This window comes from Mesorhizobium sp. WSM4311, assembly GCF_002295115.1.
Taxonomy (GTDB): domain Bacteria; phylum Pseudomonadota; class Alphaproteobacteria; order Rhizobiales; family Rhizobiaceae; genus Mesorhizobium.
This window is the reverse complement of record NZ_NSFV01000001.1, coordinates 299,212-321,508: the sequence shown is the minus strand read 5'-3', so window position 1 is coordinate 321,508 and position 22,297 is coordinate 299,212. Positions and strand designations below refer to the sequence as shown.

Sequence of the window (22,297 nt, the reverse complement as noted above, 5' to 3'; positions counted from 1 at the left end):
CTCATGAACATTCCCATTCCCGGCGGGCAGCGTGGGCTCTTCGAGCGCCTGTTTGGGGAATCGCGCCCCAAGCTGCACCGCTACTGTGCTCGCATTACGGGCTCGGTCTTCGATGGCGAGGATGTGTTGCAGGAGGCGCTGGCCAAGGCGATCGAGGCCTTGCCCGGTGCCGGCCCGATCGCCAATCCGGAAGGCTGGCTGTTTCGCATAGCCCACAATACGGCGCTCGATTTCCTGCGCCGCCGCACCCGCGAACAGGCCTATTCCGACGAGGATTTGGACATGATCGTCGACCCGGCGAATCCCACCATCGATCGCCAGGCCGCTTCTGCGGGGCTGCATACCTTCATGCGCCTTCCCGTCACGCAGCGAAGCAGCGTCATCATGATGGACGTTCTGGGCTACTCCCTGCAGGAGATCAGCGCCACGCTCGATACCAGCATCCCCGCGGTCAAGGCCGCGCTGCATCGCGGCCGCGACCGGCTGCGCCAGATTGCGCACGAGCCCGACGACCGCCCTCTCCCGAGACTGAGCGCCACGGAACGTCAGTTGCTCAACGCCTATATCGATCGCTTCAATGCCCGTGATTTCGACGCGGTGCGCGATATGCTGGCTGAAGAGGTGCGGCTGGAACTGGTGGCCAGGGCACGGCTCAACGGCAGCAAGGAAGTCGGCACCTATTTCGGCAACTATTCCAAGGTGCAGGATTGGCATCTCGTACCCGGCTTCGTTGAAGACAGGCCGGCAATCCTCGTCCGCAATCCCAACGACCCGACGGCGCGACCCGCCTATTTCATCCTGCTGGCCTGGCAGGACGGCAGGCTTGCCGCCATCCGCGATTTCCGCCACGCCCGCTATGTCGCTGACAGTGCCGAGATGCTCGTTCTCTAACACGATTTCGGAACGGGAAGGCTTCGCGCAACCGCCCTACCGCTACTGCAACGACTTCAACAAATTATCGATCGTGAACGGATTGGACTTCGGCTTGGCTGGCGGCGGGTTGTCGTTGGCTTGCGGCAACGGCACAGGCTCGATCTTGGGCGCCTGTTCGGCGGCCTTGCGTTCGGCTTCCAGCCTGGCCTTTTCCTGCGTGGCGATGCGCATCGCCTCTTCCGCCTTCTGGCGCTCCTGCTCGGCCTGCGCCTTGGCTGCTTCGTCGGCGGCTTGCCGCTCGGCCGCGGCCTTGGCGTCGGCATCGGCTTTGGCCTTCGCGTCGGCATCAGCCTTGGCTTTCGCTTCCGCGTCGGCCTTCGCCTTGGCATCCGCTTCAGCCTGCGCCTGGGCGTCAGCCTCCGCTTTCGCCTTGGCATCGGCCTCGGCTTTCAGCCGCGCCGCCTCTTCCTGCTGGCGCAGTTCCTCGGCGGCCTTGTCGCGCGCGTCCTGCAGTGCCGCATAGTAGCGCACTTCGCGCCGCAGGCGTTGCTTCTCCAGCAACGCCGCCTGCATCGCCTCGACGCGCTGCTGCTCCTTCTCCAGCGCGCGCTGGGTCAGGAACTGCGCCAAAGGCTCGCTGTCGAACTGCCGTTTGACGGCGCCGAACGGCCCCTCGGCGGTGAAATTGACGACCGGCTCGGAACCGACCAGCGCCTCATCGCCGGGCCGATAGGTAATGGCGCCCTTGGCGGAAACCGTGCTGGTATTGAGATCGGCCGTGACATCGGCGGACAAGGTCGCCTCCGGGTTTTCGAGGCTGATCGGCGGTGCCCTCAGCGTGCCGCCGGCGATCGTGAAGGCGATGTCGGCATTCCCGGCGGGGAAATTGCCATCGGCGGCGATCCCGGGCGCGAAATCAGCGGTCTTGGCCGCATCGATGTCGCGCCCGATCGCGTCCGCCTTGGCCAGCAGAGCGTTGAACGCGTCGGGATTGACGCCCGCCACCTGCAAACCCCTGAGCGTCGCCGTGCCGGAACCCGAGAGGGCGGCGATCATCGCATCGACCGACTTGCCGCTGGTCGACAGCGTCGTCGAGAAATCGCCGACGCCGCCAATGCCGCTATCTGGCAATACGGTTGCCAGATCGGCGCCCGCCAGCTTCATCTGGCCGGTGAAAAGCCCGGTGCCCTCATTGTTCTTCAACTCGAACAGGCCAGTCAGCGCCCCGCCAAGAAATTTTGCCTTCAGGTCCGAAACGCGGATGCCTTCCTGGTCGAGCTTCAGCGAAAAAGCGGCGTCATAGGCGGTGGCGAACGGTCCGGCGGCAAGCGCCGCCGTCGTCAGGTCGAGAGCGGCGGTAAACGGCAGGCTGGACTTCTGGCTGAAGGGTGCTGCCGGCCAGGAGCCGCCCTTCTCGCTCGCGCTTTTGTCGGCGCCATTCTTGTCGACAAGGAAAGCGGAATCGCCGAACAGCGCCACGGCCATCGGATCGAGATCGAGCTCGTCGAGTGCCAGCGCGCCCGCCAGATGTGGCACGCCGTCCTTGGCGTCGATGTTGACGTCGCCGGACACCGCCGCCTCGTTGATCGCGCCGCTGACATTGTCCAGCACGAGCAGCCCATTGCCATAGTCGCCCTGCGCCGAAAGCGATGTCGACATGCCTGCCCCCATGCCCGGCAGGCCGATGCCCGACGTCATCAGCCACGGTTCGATGTCGGCCGCATCCAGATTGATCTTGCCCTTGGCGGCAGGCCCTTGCGGCGTGTCGGCAACGGTTCCCTCGAAGCTGGCCTTGAAGTCATTGCCGGCAAGGCTGAAAGTCGTCGCCAGCCCGCCGCCCAATGTGCCTTTCGCCTGGATGTCGGTCGTTGCCTCGCCCAGCATGCCGAGCGGCAGCGCCGGCAGGCCGTAAAGCGCCAGCAGCGCGGTCGCATCCGGGTTTTTGGCGTTGAAGGTCAATGTCACCGGCGCCTCGAGAAGCTTGTCCGGCGCGCCCTTCCCCGACAGCGAAGCCGAAAAGGCCGAGCCGCCGGCGTTGCCCTGTCCGCTCACCGCCAGGCCCGTCGTGCCATCGCCATTGTCGGCGGCACTTGCCACGAGGTCGACGCGTGCGTCCTGGAACAGGTCGGGATAGGCGGCAGCGCGGCTCGCCAGCCCCTTCAGCACCGCATTGTCGGGATAATGCTGCGCGGCGACGTCGATCAGCGGCTTGAGGTCCACCGCGACAACCGATGCGTCGAGCTTGCCGGTCGGGCTCGCCGGGAAATCCTTGATCCGGCCGGTGGCGCTTATCGAGGCGCCGGCCAATCCGCCGACCGACAGCCGGTCGACTTCGAGCAAGCCGTCACGCAGCCTGAGCGCGGTATCCACCGTATCGGCGGTCAGCCCGCCGGCGCTGACGGGCCCGGCCTTGATCTGGAAATCGAGATCGCGGTCGGCAAAGCGGTTGGCGCCCTTGTCGCTGACGAAGATCGAGGCGAAGGCCGCCAGCCCGTCGACGTCGAGCTCACCGCCTTCGAGCCGCATCAGAACCGATGGCCTGGCTTCGTCAGGCTGGCTGGAATCGATGCGGCCGGAGAATTTCGCCTTGCCCAGGATCAGCTCGAGATCGCTGAAGGCCTGGCGCTTTTCCGTCAGGTCGACCTTGGCCTTGAAGCCGGCGGCGGGCAGACGGCGGATCGCCTCGTCGACATCTTTCGACAGCCAGGCGGCAAAACCGGATGGCTGCGCCACAGCCAGCAGCAGCGAGCCGGTGAAGCCGAAATGGCCCTCGACGCTGAGCATGCCGTCGGCTTCCAGCGTGGTGCGTCCGGGCAAGGTCGCGGCCAGCGATTTGACCGACCAGCCGCCTTCGGCCGGCTCGGCGGACAGATGCACGTCACGCACGGTGGTGTCGCCGGCCACCACAGCCGGCAGCTTCACCTCGACGGTGCCGGGGATGGTCGGCTTCGGCAGAGCGATCAGCGCCTGCTCGAGCCCGGCAATGCGCTGGTCGAGCGTCAGGCCGGTGCCGGCTTCTGCGCCCACCGCCTCGTCGAACTGCACCTGCGCGCCATTGGCCTCGATGGCGAAATTAGGCTTCTGGCCGAGATCGACAGAAGCCTTGCCTTCGGCGGTGTAGGGATTGTCCAGTGGCCCGGTTTCGAAACGGAATTCATCGACGCCAAGCTTCTGGTGGTCGAGCGAGAACTTGCCGTTCAGGCGAAAGCCCGGATCGGGCTTGCCGGCGCTGACCTTCACCGTCTCGCCATCGGTGCCGCGCAATTGGGCTGAATTCTTATCGGCGCCGGAGATCTTGAACTGGCCGGAATAGACGGCGGCACCATTGGCGATGCCGGCATTGCCGTCGGTTTCGATGACCAGCGGATAGGCGTCGGGATCGGCCTTCAGCCGCAGCCGCATCTGGCCGGTGCCTTCGGCCTTGCCGGTCGATGCCGCGACAGTGGTGCGCAATCCGTCAAGCCGCAACGTGCCGTCCATGCGCCACGGGCCGGCCAGAGACTTGGCCGAAATGGTCGAATTGATCTCGGAAAAGATATGGCTGCGTCCACCGGCGGCATGGCGCAGCTCGATCTGCCCTTCCGTCACCGTCAGCTTCTCGATCGAGATCTGGTTGAGGTCGAAGGGCGAGGACGGCCGCATCGCCCAGTCGACGGTGCCGTCATTGGCAATATCGATGGTCGCCTTCGGGTGCACCAGCCGCATGTCGAAGATCAGCACCTCGCCGCGCAGGAATGGCGCCAGTTCGGCATCCATCGAAAACGTCTCGACGGTCATGGCCGGCTGGCCATTGGGGCCGCCGGCGACGGCAACGCTGGAGAAGGTCACCGACGGGAACGGCAACAGCCTAGCCGTGGCGTCGCCCTGCACGGTCACCTTGCGGCCGAGGATGGCGCTTGCCTCACGCTCGAACTGGGCGCGGTAGCCGGTCCAGTCGACAAAGTACGGAACCACCAGCGCCGCGCACAGCACCAGTACGAACAGGCCACCGAAGATCACGAACAGGCGTGCGAGCATCAGCTCCGAACAGGTTGATTGAAATTCTGCCGCACTCTACCCGCATCCGCGTGTCGATAAAGAGGCAATTCATCCAGTATTGCGTCATCCCAGGCGATCTGAAACAAATCCGGCAAAAGCGGAGATTTTTCAGATGTCAGGCAAGAACTGGGACCGCGTGCCGATCGACGCGCAGAGCGTCGATGCGCCGCTTTCGCAATCGGCGATTTTTCTTGTCGTCACCGTCGCCGGCGAACAGCCCGCCCTGGCCAAGGTCTGTTCCGTGCTCGGCGAGCTTGGCGATCTGGTCAAGACTGTCGGTTTCCGCGATCTTGGCGGCCGCCTGTCGTGCATTGCCGGCATCGGCCGCGATCTCTGGGATCGGCTCAGCCCCCGCCGGCGGCCACAGGAACTGAAACCGTTCGCGCCGATCAAGGGCGCGGTCCATTCGGCGCCATCCACACCGGGCGACCTTCTGTTCCATATCCGGGCCGAACGGCCCGACATGTGCTTCGAGTTCGAGCGTATCCTGCTCGACCGGCTTGGCCCTGATGTCACCGTCGTCGATGAAGTGACCGGCTTTCGCTATTTCGATGCCCGCGACCTGCTCGGTTTCATCGACGGCACTGCCAACCCGACCGGCCTCGACCTGCCGGCCTCGGCGCTGATCGGCGACGAGGATGGCGACTTTGCCGGCGGCTCCTATGTGGTCGTCCAGAAATACCTGCACGACATGCAGGCCTGGGCGCGCATTCCGACGCCTGAGCAGGAGGCGATCATCGGCCGCACCAAGATCGACAACATCGAGATCGACGATGACGAAGCCCCGCGCAAATCGCACAAATCGCTGGCCACGATCGAGGATGCCGAAGGCAACGAATACGACATATTGCGCGACAACATGCCGTTCGGCCGGCCCGGGCAGAATGAGTTCGGCACCTACTTCATCGGCTATTCCAGGTATCTCTGGGTCACCGAAAAGATGCTGCAGCGCATGTATGTCGGCGATCCGCCGGGCGCCTACGACCGCCTGCTCGATGTCTCGACACCGCAGACCGGCACGACATTCTTCGCGCCGACCCGCCCGATGCTGCAGGCCCTTGTCGAGGGCGTGCGGCAGCAGCTTCCCGCAGCACGGTAAAGCGGCTGTCGACAGCCCTTGTCGCAGGGATCAGCGTGCGTCGCGCTTGGCTTGCGCCACCTTGCCTGCCTTGCGCTGCCGGCCCAGTTCCGCCGGCCGGACCAGCTTCGGCGCCCGCTCGTTGGCGACGGCCCGCATGCCCTTGTGAGCCGTGCGTGAATTGTGCGCGGGACCGTCCGCCGGCGCACTTTGCTTCATCGCCAGCGCCTTGCGTGCGTTCCCGACCAGTGAAACGCGGGCCGCCAGTTGGCGCCGCCGTTCGGCCTCGCCATTGAGCCGCCGCATCGCCATCGCCAGCACCGCCAGCTTGACCTGCGAGCCGCCATCGGCCTTTGAAGCGGCAGCGCCCTTCGGCGCGCCCTTGCCGCGTATTTCACGGCGGCGGCGATGTGCTTCGGCCTGCGCCTTGTCGCGCCGCCCGCGAAGCAGCTTGACCAGTCCGGAAAGGTCGACGTCGGAAAGCTCCTGCACCACCGGATGATGCGACTTCTCCACCAGTTCCTTCTCATCGGCACTCAGTGCGCGCGCTTCTTCCTTGCGTGAAATGGCCATGACAGTTCTCCTCCGCTGGCAACGCCTGTCTTGTCAGACCTGCCGCGCAAGAAGCCTCGACCCGAATGACGGCGCGGTCAAGACGAGCTATTCGGTTGCGGTCTCAGTCAGAAAATTGTCTGCTGGCAATCCTAGACGACAGTGGACTAGCTTGGCAGCGATAAATGATCGGGGGATCGAAGTTGGCGAAACGGTTGCCATATCGCGAAGGCTCGGTCTTTCGTATTCCCCTGCCTGATGGAGGCTTTGCGAGGGGGCTGGTGGCGAGAATGGCTCCGCGAGGACGAATACTTCTGGGCTATTTTTTCGGACCAAGAATGTTTTCAGCGGATACCAATGTGAGCGATCTTCTGCCAACTGAAGCTATTGTCGTCGGGCGATTTGGCGATCTGCATCTCATGGACGGCAAGTGGGAGATCTTTGGAGAGATTGTAGGCTGGAACCGGACCGATTGGCCTATCCCAGAATTCATCCATCACGACGCGCTACGCATCTTGCCAGACATGATCGTCCGATATTCAGACGACGATATCGTCCTGGGGACCAGAGAACGGAGACCAGTGTTTCCAGCAGACCTTGCGGAAGATGGACTGATGGGTGCGGGGTTTGTCGAAATCAGATTGAGCAGGCTACTGGCCGAAAAAACGTAAATGCGGGTGGTTCGGTTGCGCACACACCAGCTTTCAAGCATCGACTAATCTACCCCACAGCCGGCAATATCTTGCCAGGATTCATGATGTTTTGCGGGTCCAGCGCCAGCTTGATGGTGCGCATGATGTCGACGCCGTGACCGAGCTCGCTGCGCATGAAACCGATCTTGCCCTGGCCGATGCCGTGCTCGCCGGTGCAGGTGCCGTCCATGGCGATCGCCCGCAGGTTGAGCCGCGCGACGAATTTCTCCGACAGCGCGATCTCCTTCGGGTCGTTCACATCCATCAGCACCAGCACGTGGAAATTGCCGTCGCCGGCATGGCCGACGATCGGCGCGATCAGGCCCATCTCGGCGATATCGGCCTCGGTCTCGGTGACGCATTCGGCAAAGCGCGAGATCGGCACGCAGACGTCGGTCGACAGCCCCTTGGCGCCCGGCCGCAGCGTCAGCGAGGCCCAGTAGGCATCGTGCCTGGCCTTCCACAGTTTGGTGCGTTCCTCGGCGACGCTGGTCCACAGGAACGGCCCGCCGCCATTCTCCTCGGCGATCATGCCAAAGGTCTCGGCCTGTTCGGCAACGCCGGCATCGCTGCCATGGAATTCGACGAACAGGCAGGGGCTTTCGGGGTAGTCGAGCTTCGAATAATTCTTCATCGCCCGCATCTGCAGCGCGTTGACCAGTTCGATGCGCGCCACCGGAATGCCCATCTGGATCGTGGCGATGACGGCGTTGCAGGCCGCCTCGACGCTCGGGAACGGGCAGACGCCGCCGGAGATCGCCTGCGGAATGCCTTGCAGCTTCAGTGTCAGCGAGGTGATGATGCCGAGCGTGCCTTCCGAGCCGACAAGCAGCCGCGTCAGATCGTAGCCGGCCGAGCTCTTTTTCGCCCGCTTGCCGGTCGTCACCGTCTCGCCATCGGCCATGACGGCGGTCAGCGACAGCACGTTCTCACGCATCGTGCCGTACCGCACCGCATTGGTACCGGACGCCCGCGTCGCCGCCATGCCGCCGAGCGAGGCATTGGCGCCGGGATCGATCGGGAAGAACAGGCCGGTGTCGCGCAGATGCCGGTTGAGGTCCTCGCGCGTCACGCCGGGTTCGACCGTGCAGTCGAGATCCTGCGGATTGACCGCGAGGATGCGGTTCATCCGCGACGTGTCGATCGAAATGCCACCGCCCGGTGCGTTGGTGTGGCCTTCCAGCGAGGAGCCGACGCCAAAGGCGATGACCGGCACACGATGCGCGGCACAGGCGCGCACGATTTCCTGCACCTCGGCGGCCGTCTCCGGGAAAGCGACACCATCGGGCGCCTGTGTCGGAATATACGTAGTGGTGTGCGCGTGTTGCGAGCGGATGGCCTGGCCGGTCTGAAAACGCTCGCCGAACTGCTGCTTGAGGATGCCGAGCACCGCCGCGATGCCTTCCTCGTTGCGTTCGACCGGATTGAGGTCGCTCAGAGCCATGAATTCCTCCGCGAATGGACCAGCGCCCACGCTTGTTATGCAGCTATGGATGCCTAAAGCAATTCCAGGAAAAGTGTGAAGCGGTTTTCCGTCCGGAATTGCGTCAGAACAAAAAAAGTCTTCGCAGCCACAATTTGTCCAGCACCAGAACAAGGAAGTTTCGATGTCCATCCCTGCCCCCTTCGTCTCCAGGCCCATGGAAATCGAGAAGGACTGGATCGACTACAACGGCCATCTCAACATGGCCTATTACAACGTGCTGTTCGACCGCTGCTCGGACGAGGCCTTCGAGGCGATGGGCATGGGGCTGGACTATGTTAAGGGGCGCCGTCTCACCATCTACACCGCCGAGGTCCATGTCTGCTACGTCCAGGAACTGCATCTCGACCACAAGGTCCAGGTGTCCTTCCATCTCATCGACCATGACGAGAAACGGCTCCGGGCCTTCCAGGAAATCCGCCATGTCGACGGCTGGCTCGCCGCCACCTCCGAGACGCTGTCGCTGCATGTCGACATGTCGGGGCCGAAGGTCGCGCCCTTCCCCGCCGATGTGATGGCCAAGGTCGAAGCCATGCGCGCCGCCCATTCCGTGCTGCCGATGCCGGAGCGTGCCGGCCGCTCGATCGGCATCAAACGCAAATAGGGCGAAGCCGACACCGCTCCGAACAGAGTGACGGGACCTCAAAGCCACACCGGCAATCCAAAATCGCGGAACCCCCAAATCGGCCGGCCCCAATGCTTGAAGCCGCCCGGCACCCGCATTAACCTTACCGAGGTTTTAACGGGAACAAGCCAATTGAGCCGTTGAACGACTCAGCGGAGCGGTCGAAAACGATCCGCATCGAGTTGCGATACGGACGGCGGGGCGAAGCCGGTTCGAGGGACGTGCATGAAAACCGACATCAAGATCGAGGTGGACAGGCTGGCCGCTGATCCGCGCATCACGGACTATGATTTCTGGCGTTCGCTCAAGAACGTCGACAACGAGATCTTCCACATCGCCAACAACAATGAGCCGATCCCGTTCGACATGATCCGCTGGCGCAGCATCCTGAAGCGCGCCCGCCTGAAGCGCGGCCACGCATAGGCCGGCGAGACGGCTCGCGAAAACACCGGGCAACCAATCAAACCGCCTTTACGGCGACCGCTTCACCGCCGCCAGCGGCGAGCGCGCCACCACCGGTGACGACTGGATGACGGCTGTATTCGTCATTGCATAGGGAATGATGCGGTCGATCACCCGTTCGAGTTCGGCCACCGAGCCGACATGCGCGAGCGCGATGAAGCAATCCTCGCCGGTCACGCGGGCGCATTGCGCGATCTCCGGCGTCTCACGGATGATCTCGGCCACGACGGACAATTGCCCCGGCACCGGCCGGATGCGCAGCCATGCCGACAGCTTCAGACCCAGCGCGGCGGGATTGATCTTGACGCAATAGGCCTCGATCACGCCGTTTTCCTGCAGCCGCTTGATGCGCTCGGCGACACTCGGCGCCGACAGGCCGACCGAGCGCGCCAGCTCCGCCGTGCTGGCGCGCGCGTCCTTTTCCAGCAGCCGCAGGATCTTCATGTCGGCCGCGTCGAGATCGACATTTTCAGTTCGAAGGCGTTTCACGGATAAATCCTTGCTTTCGACAGAGATATGATCAGATAGGTCGATCGTCATCCATGTAGGTTGCGGAAAATGCCTGCGATACTGATCCGATGGACGATCAAGCGCAAGCTCCCACGGCAGGCCCTGTGCTTGCCCCCGCCTCCACCGGCTCTGGCGTTGGCCTGGCAACAAAATTGCCGCCGCATGTCTGGTTCGGCGTCAGCGCCATCTTCCACTATCTCGGCCCGGCCTTCGCCGTGCTGCTCTTCCCCCATGTCGGCGTGCTCGGCATGGCGTGGCTGCGCATCGCCACCGCCGCGTTGATTTTTGCACCCCTGACGCACCCCTGGCGAACCCTCGCCCGCGCCGATCCTCCGACACGCCTGCTGTTGCTGGCTTTCGGCGCCTGCCTGGCAGTGATGAACTGCTCATTCTACCTGGCGCTCGACCGCTTGCCGATCTCACTGGTTGCGGCGATCGAATTCGTCGGCACCATCGGCGTCGCGCTGATCGGCCTCAGGAGCCTGCGCAATCTCGCCGCCCTTGCCGTGGCCGTCACCGGCACCTTGCTCCTCATCGACGTCAGATGGTCCAGCGATCCCGTCGGCCTGTTTTGGGCCTTCCTCAACGGCGCGCTCTTCGTCGGCTACATCGTGCTAGGCCACCGTGTCGCCCGTTCCGGCGCCGGCGACGGCATTGCCGGCCTGGGTGCCGCCATGGCGGTCGCCTTCGTCGTCGTGCTGCCGATCGGTTTCCGCGACGCGCTGCCAGCCTTTTTCTCACCGCCCCTGCTCATCGCCGCCATCGGCGTCGGCATCTGCTCCTCGGTCATTCCCTACATCTGCGACCAGCTTGCCATGTCGCGATTGCCGCGCTCGAGTTTCGCGCTGATGCTGTCGCTGCTGCCGGTCACCGCGACGCTGATCGGCGTCATCGTGTTGCGCCAGATTCCAAGCCTTGGCGATTGCCTGGGGATCGCATTGGTCGTCGCCGGCGTTGCCTTCCACAAGCCGGCGCGCTGAAACAACGACTCTAGGCTAGCTTCTCCTTCAGGAAGGCGATCGTCCTGCCCCAGGCAAGATCGGCCGCTTTCTTGTCATAGCGCGCCGCCGACGTATCGTTGTTGAAGGCATGGTTGGCGCCTTCATAGACATAGACCGTGTATTCGACATGCGCGGCATCGAGCGCCTTCTTGAACGCATCGATGCCGGCATTGGTGCGATCGTCCAGCCCGGCATAGTGCAGCAGCAGTGCGGCCTTGATCTTCGAGGCATCGGCGGCATTCGGCTGCATGCCGTAATAGGCGACGCTGGCGGCGAGGCCGGGCGCGTTGACGGCCAGCATGTTGGCCGTGCCGCCACCCCAGCAGAAGCCGATGGCGCCGACCTTGCCGTTGCCGTCCTTGTCGGCCTTGAGGAAGGCGACGGTCGCCACGCCGTTGGCGACGGTCTGCGTCGGATCGAGTTTGGTGAACATGTCGCGCGCCTTGTCCTCGTCATCAGGCGTGCCGCCAAGCGGCGACAGGAAATCCGGCGCCAGCGCCACGAACCCCTCCAGCGCCACGCGCCGGGCGACGTCGCGTATGTGCGGGTTGAGCCCCCGGTTTTCGTGGATGACGATGACCGTGCCGAGCTTGCCGGCCTGGTTTGCCGGCTTGACCAGATAGCCCTTTATCTCGCCGCCGCTGCCGGGATAGCTGATGTCCTCGCCTTTCACGCGGGCATCGTTTTCGGCAACGATCGCCGCCTGGGCGGAATTCGCCGCCAGCATCGGCGCGATCGCGGCCGCTGCCGCACCCGATCCTGCAAGCCTGGTCAGCTGTTCCATGAAGCGGCGGCGATCGAGCGTCAGATGCGTGTATTCGTCATAGGCATCGATCATCGCCTGCGTGATGACAGGTTTGTCGGCGATGGTGGATCTGGTCACGGGGGCGCTCCTCGACTTTGGTGTCCTTGCGTTCGCAAGATAGGGGCGAGGCCCGCATCGTCCAGTCACGGCTCGGTGACGCTTCCGTTCCCTGCAAGCTGCGGCAACCATCATCACAATTTTGTCATCGGCGACAAATCTTGATGGCGCTGCCACAATAGTGGGGGAAACTGACTATCCGGCTGATCCATGACATGGCCGCGATCCTGAAGGGCCTGAAAGGAAAGCTGATGACCATGACCTCGCCGATCTTGGCAACCGCCTTCATGCTTGCCGCAGCCGCCATTCCAGCGATGCCCGCAACCATTGCGGCGGCGAACCGGAAGTCCATGGTCAAGGTCCCCAGCCGCCAGCGCCATCCGGCAAACACGAAAACCCAGGGTTGAGGTGAAGTCATGGACGTACAGGATATCGTGACCACCGTCTCGCAGAAGGCCGGTCTTGACCAGGCAACGACCGAAAAAGTCGTCGGCACCATTTTCTCGGTGCTCGAGCACGAGGCGGAAGGCACCAGCGCCTCATCCTTCTTCGCCAAGATTCCCGGCGCCGATGCGCTGGCGCAGAAATATGACGTCATGGCCGCGGCTCCTGCCGGTGGCGGTGGCGGCTTCCTGTCCTCGCTGCAAGGCGCGCTTGGCGGGGTTCTCGGCGAAAAGGCGGGCGCGCTGGTCAACGGCCTCGCCGCGCTGAAGGCATCCGGCCTCGATCTGGCGCAGATCCAGAAGGCCGGCGAGACGTTGGTCCAGCAGGCCGAAGCCGCCGCCGGCCCCGATTTGACCAACCAGGTGCTGGGCTCGGTGCCCAGCCTCAAGAGCCATCTCGGGCTCGGCTAGAGCATTCCAGGAAAAGTGTGAAGCGGTTTTCCCGGGAAAAGCGCGTAGCGCTTTGCCTTGGGAATTGCGTCAAGACAAAAGGGTTAGAGCAGTTCGCCGTTTCCATGAAACGGTGAACTGATCTAGCGCCGCGAGCGCTTTCGGCTGGCGCGGCCCAGCTACTTCGGCAGCGCGTACGCCATCACATAATCCCCGGGCTTGGTGCCGACCGAGCCGTGGCCGCCGGCGACGATGACCACGAACTGGCGCCCATCGGCGACCGTGTAGGTCATCGGCGTCGACTGGCCGCCTGCAGGCAATCGGGCCCGCCAGAGCTGCTTGCCTGAGGTCAGGTCATAGGCGCGCAGATAGTCATCGACCGCCGCGCCCAGGAAGGCGACGCCGCCAGCGGTGATCATCGGCCCGCCAATGCCGGGCACGCCGACCTTCAGCGGCAGCGGCAATGGCGTCATGTCGTAGACGGTGCCGTTGCGGTGCTTGTAGTTGATCGTGCCGGTCCTGAGGTCGACGCCGGCGACGTAACCCCAGGGCGGCGCCTGGCAAGGGATGCCGAGCGGCGACAGGAACGGTCCCATCACCACCGCATAGGGCGCGCCCTCATTGCGGTTCAGCCCCTGCTCGCTGCCCTTGGTGTTGTCACCCGGCGGCGACACGTCCGCGCGGGGAATGAGTCTGGACGTAAACGCCAAGTAGGTCGGCATGCCGAACATCACCTGCCGCACCGGATCGACCGCCACCCCGCCCCAGTTGAAGGTGCCGAAATTGCCGGGATAGACCAGCGATCCCTGCAGCGAGGGCGGCGTATAGCGGCCTTCATAGCGCAATTTGTGGAATTCGATGCGGCAGGCCAGTTGGTCGAACATGGTGATGCCCCACATATCGGCATCGGTCAGCGGCTTCGGGTTGAAGGAGAGATCGGAGACCGGCTGCGTCGGCGACGTGTGGTCGCCCTCGATGGCACCGCCGGGCGCCGGCACTTCCTTGACCGCGATCACCGGTTCGCCGGTGCGCCGGTCAAGCACATAGAGGTCGCCCTGCTTGGTCGGCCCGACCAGCGCCGGCACGACCGAGCCGTCGGCCTTGGTGATGTCGATAAGGCTTGGTTGCGCCGGCACGTCCATGTCCCAGAGATCGTGGTGCACGGTCTGCCGCACCCATTTCAACTGCCCGGTGTTGAGGTCGAGCGCGGTGATCGAGGAGGAGAATTTCTCGACATTGGCGCTGCGTCCGGCGCCGAGTTGGTCCGGCGTCTGGTTGCCGAGCGGCACGTAGAGCAGGCCGAACTTCTCGTCGGCGCTCGGCGTCGACCACATGTTGGGCGAGTTGGCGGTGTATGTCTGGCCGGCCGGCAGCGGCGTCTGGTCCGGATTGCCGGAATCCCAGTTCCAGATCAGTTTGCCGGTGCTCGCATCATAGGCGCGGATGACGCCGGACGGTTCCTGCGTCGAATAATTGTCGTTGACCGCGCCGCCGACGATGATCTTGCCGCCTGATATCAGCGGCGCCGAGGTCGAGTAGTAATAGCCCGACTTCGGGTATGGCATTCCGGTCAACAGGTTGAGCGTGCCGCCCTCGGCGAAGGCGGGACAGACCTGCCCGCTGGCGGCATCGAGCGCGATCAGCCGCGCATCCGAAGTCGGCAGGTAGACGCGGGCAGCACAAGGCTGGCCGGCGGCGCCGGTGGCATCGGCATAGTAGGATACGCCGCGGCAGGTCTGGTGCTGGCGGTCCTTGTCGAGCTTGACCTTGGGATCGTAGCGCCATTTTTCCTTGCCGGTCGCGGCGTCCACCGCGATGGCGAAATTGTGCGGCGTGCAAATGTAGAGCGTGTCGCCGATCTTGAGTGGCGTCACCTGATAGGTGGTCTCGCCGATGTCGTCAGGCCCCTTCACGTCGCCGGTGCGGTAGGTCCAGGCCGGCTGCAGATTGGCGACATTCTCCGGCGTGATCTGGTCGAGCGGCGAATAGCGCTGGCCGAACTGCGTGCGCCCATAGAAGTGCCATTCGCCCGCCGGCACGTCATTGCCCAGATTGGCGTTGGGAATCACCTTGTCGGTATCGAGCGCACCGGCAATGTCCTTCGGGTCCGTCGTCATCGAATAGCCGGCCACCGCCAGCGATGCCAGCACGGCAAGGATCAGCGGCGCGCGCCCGTCGGGCCCGGCAAGGCCCCGCCTTGCCCAAGGCGTCAGCAGCCACAGCGCCACCAGCACGATGATGCCGCCGCGCGGGCCGAGTTCCCACCAGTCGAAACCGATTTCCCAGACCGCCCAGGCCAGCGTGCCAATCACGATCGCCGCATAGAGCCAGAGCGCCGTGGACCGGCGTCGGTAAAGCAGCCAGGCGGCGATCAGGAAGGCGAGGCCGACGACGATGTAGTACCAACTGCCCCCCAGCGACGCCAGCCAGATGCCACCGCCACCAAGCGCCAGACCGAGGAGAAAGAGAACGAGAGAGGTGATGGTGACAGCCAAGATGATACTCCTTCGACTGTTGCGCGCTCACGCGGCCATGGGCAACCCGGTGCACCGCTCCTGCCCTGCGCACAGCTTTCTCCCGCCTGCCCCGCCTGTCAAGCTGCCCACACGCCAAGGTGGCAATCCATCTTGCCTGCGTCAGGGTTTTCCCGCAGTCTCCATGGATCGTCTTTCCCGTGGAGCAAGCAAAATGCCGTCACTCGTTCCGCCGCTGACGCGCATGGCGCTGATGCTCTACTGCCTCGTCCCGCTCTTTGCCGGCACTGTGGCCGCGCCGGCGCAGACAATCAGGGAGATCAACAAGGCGAACGGCTTTCACGAGATGCTGATGGGCATTGGCCCGGGTTTCACCGCGGCCGTGAAATCGGCGCCGGGAACGCCGCCGCGAAAGGTCCTGGACGCCCTTGCCGCCGCCATGGAAGGTGCCTTTGACCCGGAGAAGATGGAAGCGGCGATCGAAGCCCGGATGGCGGACAGGCTCAGTGCCAAGGACCTGTCCGAACTGGCCTCGTTTTATGCTTCAGCCCTGGGCAAACAGGTCACCGCGCTCGAGATCCAGGCTTCGTCGCCGCAAGCAAGGCAGGCCAAGAAGATCGAGGGCGCCAAAATCCTCGGCGAGCTTCCATCCAGGGATCCGGCCAGGTTCGCATTGTACAGGAAGATGATGGACGATATCAGCGCCGTCGACACCGGAGAAGCCGTCGCCTTGAACATGGGCTACGCCATGCTTTCCGAAATGCTGGGCGCGGCCGGAAAGCCCCTGCCCGACGACCAGGTAATGGCCCTGCTGCGCAAGCAAACCGAAGGGCTTCGCCGTGACATCGACAGCGAGGCCATGGAATCTGCAGCCTATGTCTACCGGGATATGTCCATGGCCGACCTGAAGCTCTATGGTGCCTTCCTGGCCTCACCCGCCGGCAGCCGCTACTACGACCAGATGCAGGTCGCTTTGGGCGCGGTGATGACGGACGAGGCGCGCTCCTTCGGCCATCGATTCTTCGTCGCCCTCGGCTACCGCAAGGCTTGAGCCGCCGGATAAGCCACTTTTACCCGGAACAAAACGTAGACAGTTCTGGTCTTTCCCTGCCGAATCACTACATTCGGGGGGAAGATGTCCGGCTTTTCCGAAGACATGCCCTTTTTCGATGAACCCAATGCGCGGCCGACGGCCCCGTCGGGCATTGCCGCGCGCGCCATGGCTGCCCGCGGCGGCCAGAGCAGTGCGCCCGATTATCTCAAGGGGCTGAATCCGGAACAAAGACTGGCGGTGGAAACCACCGAAGGCCCGGTTCTGGTGCTGGCCGGCGCCGGCACCGGCAAGACGCGTGTGCTCACCACCCGCATCGCCCACATCCTTGCCACCGGCAAGGCCTTCCCGTCGCAGATCCTCGCCGTGACCTTCACCAACAAGGCCGCGCGCGAGATGAAGCAGCGCATCGGCATCCTGATCGGCGAAGGCAATGTCGAGGGCATGCCCTGGCTCGGCACCTTCCATTCGATCGGTGTGAAGCTGTTGCGCCGTCATGCCGAACTCGCCGGCTTGCGTTCCGACTTCACCATCCTCGACACCGACGACGTCGTGCGGCTGATCAAGCAGCTGATCCAGGCCGAGGGCCTCGACGACAAGCGCTGGCCGGCCAAGCAGTTCGCCCAGATGATCGACGGCTGGAAGAACAAGGGGCAAGGTCCGGCCGATATCGCCGAGGGCGACGCGCGCAGCTTCGCCAACGGCAAGGGCCGCGAGCTCTACAAGGCCTATCAGGAGCGGCTGCAGACGCTGAACGCCTGCGACTTCGGCGACCTGCTCTGCCACCCCATCCGCATCTTCCGCGCCAATCCGGACGTGCTGAAGGACTACCACCGGCGCTTCAAATACATCCTCGTCGACGAGTACCAGGACACCAACACCGCCCAGTACATGTGGCTGCGCCTGCTGGCGCAGCGACCGGACGCCGGGCGTTCGACGACGTCAACGGATCCGCGATCGGCCGAAGGCCGCAAGCCCGGCCGGGCGTCGGCCGGCCAGGCCGCCCCCGCGGAGGCCAGCGAGCGGAGCTCGCGTGCGGCCGTGAGCGAAAACAAAGTCAACATCTGCTGCGTCGGCGACGACGACCAGTCCATCTATGGCTGGCGCGGCGCCGAGGTCGACAACATCCTGCGCTTCGACAAGGATTTCCCAGGCGCCACCATCATCAGGCTGGAGCGCAACTACCGCTCGACCGCGCACATCCTTGGCGCGGCTTCGCATCTCATCGCCCACAATGAAGGCCGCTTCGGCAAGACGCTGTTCACCGACCGCAACGACCCCGAGGATGGCAAGGTCAATGTCCACGCCGCCTGGGATTCCGAGGAGGAAGCCCGCGCCATCGGCGAGACCATCGAGGCCTATCAGCGCCAGAAGCACAATCTCAACGACATGGCGATCCTGGTGCGCGCGTCCTTCCAGATGCGCGCCTTCGAGGACCGCTTCATCACGCTCGGCCTCAACTACCGCGTCATCGGCGGCCCGCGCTTCTACGAGCGCATGGAAATCCGCGACGCGCTGGCCTTCTTCCGCGTCGTCGCCAACAGCGGCGACGACCTCGCCTTCGAGCGCATCGTCAATGTGCCCAAGCGCGGGCTGGGCGAAGCCACCATCCGCCAGATCCACGACACGGCGCGTGCGCTTCGCATTCCAATGCTTGAGGCCGCCGGCAATCTCGCCGAGAGCGACGAGCTGAAGCCGAAACCGCGCGCCGCGTTGCGCGAAGTGGCCGCCAATTTCGAACGCTGGCAGAAGGCGCTGGAAACCAAGCCGCACACCGAGCTCGCCGAGACCATTCTCGAGGAGAGCGGCTACACCGATATGTGGAAGAACGACCGTTCGGCCGAAGCGCCGGGCCGGCTGGAGAACCTCAAGGAACTGATCCGCTCGATGGAGGAGTACGAGTCGCTGCGCTCCTTCCTCGAACATGTGGCGCTGGTGATGGATGCCGAGCAGAATGCCGGGCAGGACGCCGTCTCCATCATGACGCTGCATTCTGCCAAGGGCCTCGAATTCGAGACGGTCTTCCTGCCCGGTTGGGAAGAAGGCCTGTTCCCGCACCAGCGCGCGCTCGATGAAGGCGGCCGCTCCGGGCTGGAGGAAGAGCGCCGGCTGGCCTATGTCGGTCTCACCCGGGCCAAGAAGAACCTGCATATCTGGTTCGTCTCCAACCGCCTGATCCACGGGCTCTGGCAATCGACCATCCCGTCACGCTTCCTCGAGGAGCTGCCGGAATCCCATGTCGAGATCGCCGAAAGCGGCAATTCCTATGGCGGCTACGGCAATCCCTATGGCGGTGGCTCCTTCGCCTCCGGCCGTGGCGGTGGGCGGCAGAACCCCTACGGCGCCTCGCGTTTCGACAGTGTCGGCGCCAACACCGAAAAATCCGGCGCCTTCTCCAACACCTATTCGACGCCCGGCTGGCAGCGCGCGCAGGCCAACCGCACGGAAGCAACCGACCGCAACTGGGGCACACGCTCCGGCCACCAGGTCGAGCGCATCGGCTATGGTGAGACCGACTCGGGCTACGGCGCCGGCCGCACCAGCGTAAAGGGCCGCACCATCGACGGCGAACTGGTCGCCAAATCCGTCGCCGACAAGCCGTCGCCCTTCAGCGTCGGTGACCGCGTCTTCCACCAGAAATTCGGCAACGGCAACATCTCGGCCATCGAAGGCAACAAACTGACCATCGACTTCGACAAGGCCGGCCAGAAACGCGTGCTCGACGGGTTCGTCGCGGCGGTGTGAGCTGCCCTTCCGAGCAGCTCTCGCGCCGTTCCAACAACGGCAGTGCTTCCCTCACCGATACCGTGCCTGGTTCCACTTATGCCCGAGCAGCGACAGGATGATGATCAGCCCGTTGAAGAACTGCACGTAGAAGCCGCTCAGGCCTGCCGCCACCACGCCGGTCTGGATGAACGACACGGTGACCGCGCCGATGGCGCCGCCAACGACCGTGCCGATGCCGCCCCAGGTTGGCGTGCCGCCGACGAACACCGAGGCCAGCACCGGCAGGAGATAGCCGTCGCCGGCCGTCGGCCACCAGGTGAAGTTGATCATCACCGAAAACGTGCCGGCGATCGCAGCCCCTATGCCGACGAAGACGAACACCTTCACCCGCACGCGCTTGACGTCGATGCCCATCTGCTGGGCGCTGTCGGGATTGTCGCCGACCACCCTCACCTGTGCACCGAAGCGATGCCTGTTATAGAGCATTGCCGACAGCACGACGAAGGCGATGGCCCAGAAGATCTGCACCGGAACGCCGTAGATCTGGCTGGAGAAGATCTTGTAGGCCCAGCTGTTGCTGAGGCTGGTCAACGACATCGACTTGCCTTCGTTGATGATCTGGATCAGGCCGCGCAGCAGGAAATTCATGCCGAGCGTGGCGATCAGCGACGACAGCCCGCCATAGACGACCAGCGAGCCGACGAGGAAGCCGAGCAGCATGCCCGTCACGAGTGCGGCCGCAATGCCGAGGAACGGGTCGTAGCCGGCCTGCACCACCAGGGCGAAAACCCAGGCGGCAAACCCCATCGTCGCCGGAAACGACAGGTCGATCTCGCCGCAGGTGACGACGAAGACCAGCGGCACCACCACGAACAGCGCCACGGGCAGCGTCGTCAGCACCGAGCTGTAGAGATACCAGGTGGTGAACACGGTCGGGTTGGCGACCATGAACACCGCCATCATGACGATGAACACGGCGAGCGTGCCGAGCGAGGCGCGGTTGTCGAGGACGAAGCCGCGAAGCCAGTGGTCGGATGGATGTTTCCACTCCTGGCGGGCGGACCCGGCGTGAGGGCGCAGAGGGCTTTCGAGATCGGGTTCCATGGTCTTGCTCATCGCGCTTGCTGCTCCGCTTCGCCGGCCTCGCGCAGCCCAGGCAATCCGCCGGGATGCGCGACGTCCTCCATGAAATTGATCAACTCCTCCGCCGACTTGACCGCGCTGCGGTCGGCGGTCAGCGCCACCTTGCCGCGATCGAGCACCACGAAGCGGTCGGCAATGTCGAAGACATGATGGATGTTGTGGCCGATGAACAGGATCGAGCGTCCGCTCGCCCGCACCTGGCGCACGAAGTGGAACACCTTGGCGGTCTCGGTCAGCGACAGCGCCGTGGTCGGCTCGTCGAGGATGATCAGCTCGGCCTGCTTGTAGATGGCGCGCGCGATCGCCACGCCCTGGCGTTCGCCGCCCGACAGCTGGCCGACGATCGAGTGCGGCGTGAACACTTTCGAGGTGAAGCCGATCTCGCGCATCAGCCGGCTCGCCTCCTCGATCTCCTTGTTGACCTTCAGCCAGCCCATGAAGCCGGTCAGTTCGCGGCCCATGAAGATGTTGCGCACGATGGTCTGCTGCACGGCCAGCGCCCGGTCCTGGAACACCGTCTCGATGCCGGCGTCGCGCGAGCGCGCCGCGCTCCAGCCGCTCACCGGCTTGTCACGCACGAGGATGTCGCCGGTGGTCGGCCTGACCACGCCGGACAGGATCTTGATCAGCGTCGACTTGCCGGCGCCATTGTCGCCTATGAGGCCGACCACCTCGCCGCGGTCGACGCTGAGATTGACGCCGCCCAGCGCATAGACCTGACCGTAGGATTTCGTGATATCGCGCAGTTCGATGATGCGTTCGGCCATCGGATCCTCGCTTTCATTGTCGCATGCCGGCCCTTTGCCGGCGGTCCTGCCGGCCGGGTCCAACCCGGCCGGCAGCCTTGGGAGGTCAGCGCAGCGCCTGCTTGGCGAGCTCTGAGACGATCTCGTAGTTCTGCGGCGTGACGAAGCCGGCACCGGTGTCGACATTCATCGGCGCCAGACCCAGAACCACTTGCTGGCAGAGGCTGAGGATCGGCAGATAGCCCTGCATGAATGGCTGCTGGTCGGCTGTCAGCTGCACCCAGCCGCCCTTGAAGCCCTCGACGATCTGCGGGCTGGTGTCGAAGCCGAAATTGAAGATATCGCCGGGCTTGCGCCCCGCGGCCTGCATATAGGTCGGCACATTGCCCAGCATCTGCCCGCCGGGGTAACCGACCGCCTTGACGTTGGGATTGTTGAGCAAGGCCGCGGTGATCACCGGGATCGCAAGATTCGGATCGGCGGCCCACTCGGTTACGGAATTGATTTGCACGACATCGACGCCGGCCTCCTTCAATGCGGCGACCGTACCACGCTCGCGTGCGCCCCGGCTCTCATTGTCGAAGGGGCCGATCATGATCGCCTTGTCACCGGACTTCAGCCCGGCCAGCTTGAACGCCTCGGCGCCGAGCGCGCGGCCCTGCTGCTCCTGCTGCGCGCCGACATAGCCGCCGCCGAACGCCGCCGTCACCTTCGGCACCGGCACGTTCTGGTACATCATCTTGATGCCGTCCTTATGCGCCTGCTCGGCCAGCGGCATGATCGCGTCTTCGCCTGGATGGCCCATCATGGCGATGCCGTTGGGCTTGACCGCGACCGCCTCGCGCAATTGCTGCACCATCTTTTCGACGTCCCAGCCGGAGAAGATGTAGTCGACCTTGGGCCCGAGATCGGCCGCCGCCTGCTTGGCGCCATTATAGACGATGGTGCCGAAAGCGTCGCCCTCGGCGCCGCCGACGAAGAAGCGGATATGGACATCCTTGCACCACTGGGCGTCGAGCGCCCGTGCCGGCAAGGTCGAGATTGCGGCGCAAAGCGCCGTGGCGGCGGCCACGACGGTCGTGCGCAGAAGTGTCGTTCTGATCGCGATGCTCATGCACTTGTCCTCCCATTGTTTCCCTCGTCAGCC

Annotated in this window: 19 protein-coding genes; 10 read left to right on the top strand and 9 right to left on the bottom strand. The window is 64.3% G+C overall.

Annotated features, from left to right (window positions below):
* Positions 1 to 3: 3 nt before the first annotated feature.
* Positions 4 to 891 (top strand): RNA polymerase sigma factor, encoded by an 888-nt coding sequence (locus CK226_RS01575; RefSeq protein WP_095790835.1) that lies wholly within the window; start codon positions 4 to 6, stop codon positions 889 to 891.
* Between the two features lie 42 nt (positions 892 to 933).
* On the opposite strand, the gene CK226_RS01570 is transcribed toward CK226_RS01575, so the two are convergent.
* Positions 934 to 4,890 carry an AsmA-like C-terminal region-containing protein gene (locus CK226_RS01570; RefSeq protein ID WP_095790834.1) on the bottom strand — a complete coding sequence of 1,319 codons (3,957 nt, stop codon included), beginning with the start codon at positions 4,888 to 4,890 and terminating at the stop codon, positions 934 to 936.
* A 133-nt stretch (positions 4,891 to 5,023) separates the two neighbouring features.
* Between CK226_RS01570 and CK226_RS01565 the strand changes: the two genes are divergently transcribed.
* On the top strand, positions 5,024 to 6,010 hold the full coding sequence (locus CK226_RS01565; RefSeq protein ID WP_095790833.1) for a Dyp-type peroxidase: 987 nt from the start codon (positions 5,024 to 5,026) through the stop codon (positions 6,008 to 6,010).
* A 30-nt stretch (positions 6,011 to 6,040) separates the two neighbouring features.
* Here CK226_RS01565 and CK226_RS01560 read toward each other — a convergent pair whose 3' ends face one another.
* Entirely contained in the window at positions 6,041 to 6,562 is a 522-nt protein-coding gene (locus CK226_RS01560; protein ID WP_095787779.1) for a hypothetical protein, read from the bottom strand.
* A 164-nt stretch (positions 6,563 to 6,726) separates the two neighbouring features.
* On the opposite strand from CK226_RS01560, the gene CK226_RS01555 reads away from it, so the two are divergent.
* Positions 6,727 to 7,212, top strand: a complete 486-nt coding sequence (locus CK226_RS01555; protein ID WP_095790832.1) for an Imm26 family immunity protein — start codon at positions 6,727 to 6,729, stop codon at positions 7,210 to 7,212.
* Between the two features lie 49 nt (positions 7,213 to 7,261).
* On the opposite strand, the gene CK226_RS01550 is transcribed toward CK226_RS01555, so the two are convergent.
* A complete protein-coding gene (locus CK226_RS01550) occupies positions 7,262 to 8,677 on the bottom strand; it encodes an FAD-linked oxidase C-terminal domain-containing protein (RefSeq protein ID WP_095791061.1) in 1,416 nt (471 codons plus the stop codon).
* 163 nt (positions 8,678 to 8,840) lie between these two features.
* Between CK226_RS01550 and CK226_RS01545 the strand changes: the two genes are divergently transcribed.
* Both CK226_RS01545 and CK226_RS01540 read left to right on the top strand, forming a co-directional pair.
* Entirely contained in the window at positions 8,841 to 9,320 is a 480-nt protein-coding gene (locus CK226_RS01545) for a thioesterase family protein (RefSeq protein WP_095790831.1), read from the top strand.
* Positions 9,321 to 9,566: 246 nt separating this feature from the next.
* Positions 9,567 to 9,764: a hypothetical protein gene (locus CK226_RS01540; RefSeq protein ID WP_010910205.1), complete on the top strand. Its 198-nt coding sequence runs from the start codon at positions 9,567 to 9,569 to the stop codon at positions 9,762 to 9,764.
* 48 nt (positions 9,765 to 9,812) lie between these two features.
* Here CK226_RS01540 and CK226_RS01535 read toward each other — a convergent pair whose 3' ends face one another.
* On the bottom strand, positions 9,813 to 10,292 hold the full coding sequence (locus CK226_RS01535) for an Lrp/AsnC family transcriptional regulator (RefSeq protein ID WP_095791060.1): 480 nt from the start codon (positions 10,290 to 10,292) through the stop codon (positions 9,813 to 9,815).
* An 89-nt stretch (positions 10,293 to 10,381) separates the two neighbouring features.
* On the opposite strand from CK226_RS01535, the gene CK226_RS01530 reads away from it, so the two are divergent.
* Positions 10,382 to 11,293, top strand: a complete 912-nt coding sequence (locus CK226_RS01530) for a DMT family transporter (RefSeq protein ID WP_095790830.1) — start codon at positions 10,382 to 10,384, stop codon at positions 11,291 to 11,293.
* A 10-nt stretch (positions 11,294 to 11,303) separates the two neighbouring features.
* Here the strand turns inward: CK226_RS01530 and CK226_RS01525 are convergent, their stop codons facing one another.
* Complete coding sequence (locus tag CK226_RS01525; RefSeq protein ID WP_095791059.1) at positions 11,304 to 12,152, bottom strand: dienelactone hydrolase family protein; 849 nt, start codon at positions 12,150 to 12,152, stop codon at positions 11,304 to 11,306.
* Between the two features lie 239 nt (positions 12,153 to 12,391).
* Between CK226_RS01525 and CK226_RS01520 the strand changes: the two genes are divergently transcribed.
* Positions 12,392 to 12,583, top strand: coding sequence for a hypothetical protein (locus CK226_RS01520; RefSeq protein ID WP_142875846.1), 192 nt, complete (start codon positions 12,392 to 12,394; stop codon positions 12,581 to 12,583).
* 9 nt (positions 12,584 to 12,592) lie between these two features.
* Positions 12,593 to 13,030: a hypothetical protein gene (locus CK226_RS01515; protein ID WP_095790829.1), complete on the top strand. Its 438-nt coding sequence runs from the start codon at positions 12,593 to 12,595 to the stop codon at positions 13,028 to 13,030.
* Between the two features lie 158 nt (positions 13,031 to 13,188).
* Here CK226_RS01515 and CK226_RS01510 read toward each other — a convergent pair whose 3' ends face one another.
* On the bottom strand, positions 13,189 to 15,504 hold the full coding sequence (locus CK226_RS01510) for a glucose/quinate/shikimate family membrane-bound PQQ-dependent dehydrogenase (protein ID WP_095790828.1): 2,316 nt from the start codon (positions 15,502 to 15,504) through the stop codon (positions 13,189 to 13,191).
* Between CK226_RS01510 and CK226_RS01505 the strand changes: the two genes are divergently transcribed.
* Both CK226_RS01505 and CK226_RS01500 read left to right on the top strand, forming a co-directional pair.
* Positions 15,491 to 16,534, top strand: coding sequence for a hypothetical protein (locus tag CK226_RS01505; RefSeq protein ID WP_245437627.1), 1,044 nt, complete (start codon positions 15,491 to 15,493; stop codon positions 16,532 to 16,534). The genes CK226_RS01510 and CK226_RS01505 overlap by 14 nt on opposite strands.
* 84 nt (positions 16,535 to 16,618) lie before the next feature.
* Positions 16,619 to 19,279, top strand: coding sequence for a UvrD-helicase domain-containing protein (locus tag CK226_RS01500; protein ID WP_095790826.1), 2,661 nt, complete (start codon positions 16,619 to 16,621; stop codon positions 19,277 to 19,279).
* Between the two features lie 51 nt (positions 19,280 to 19,330).
* Here the strand turns inward: CK226_RS01500 and CK226_RS01495 are convergent, their stop codons facing one another.
* From CK226_RS01495 to CK226_RS01485, 3 genes are all read right to left on the bottom strand, one after another.
* Entirely contained in the window at positions 19,331 to 20,377 is a 1,047-nt protein-coding gene (locus CK226_RS01495) for an ABC transporter permease (RefSeq protein WP_095787769.1), read from the bottom strand.
* The gene (locus tag CK226_RS01490; RefSeq protein WP_095774037.1) at positions 20,374 to 21,171 is read right to left on the bottom strand and encodes an ATP-binding cassette domain-containing protein; all 798 of its coding nucleotides are present in this window, start codon (positions 21,169 to 21,171) and stop codon (positions 20,374 to 20,376) included. Before CK226_RS01490 ends, CK226_RS01495 begins: the two co-directional genes overlap by 4 nt.
* Before the next feature lie 85 nt (positions 21,172 to 21,256).
* Entirely contained in the window at positions 21,257 to 22,264 is a 1,008-nt protein-coding gene (locus tag CK226_RS01485) for a substrate-binding domain-containing protein (protein WP_095773975.1), read from the bottom strand.
* Positions 22,265 to 22,297: the final 33 nt, after the last annotated feature.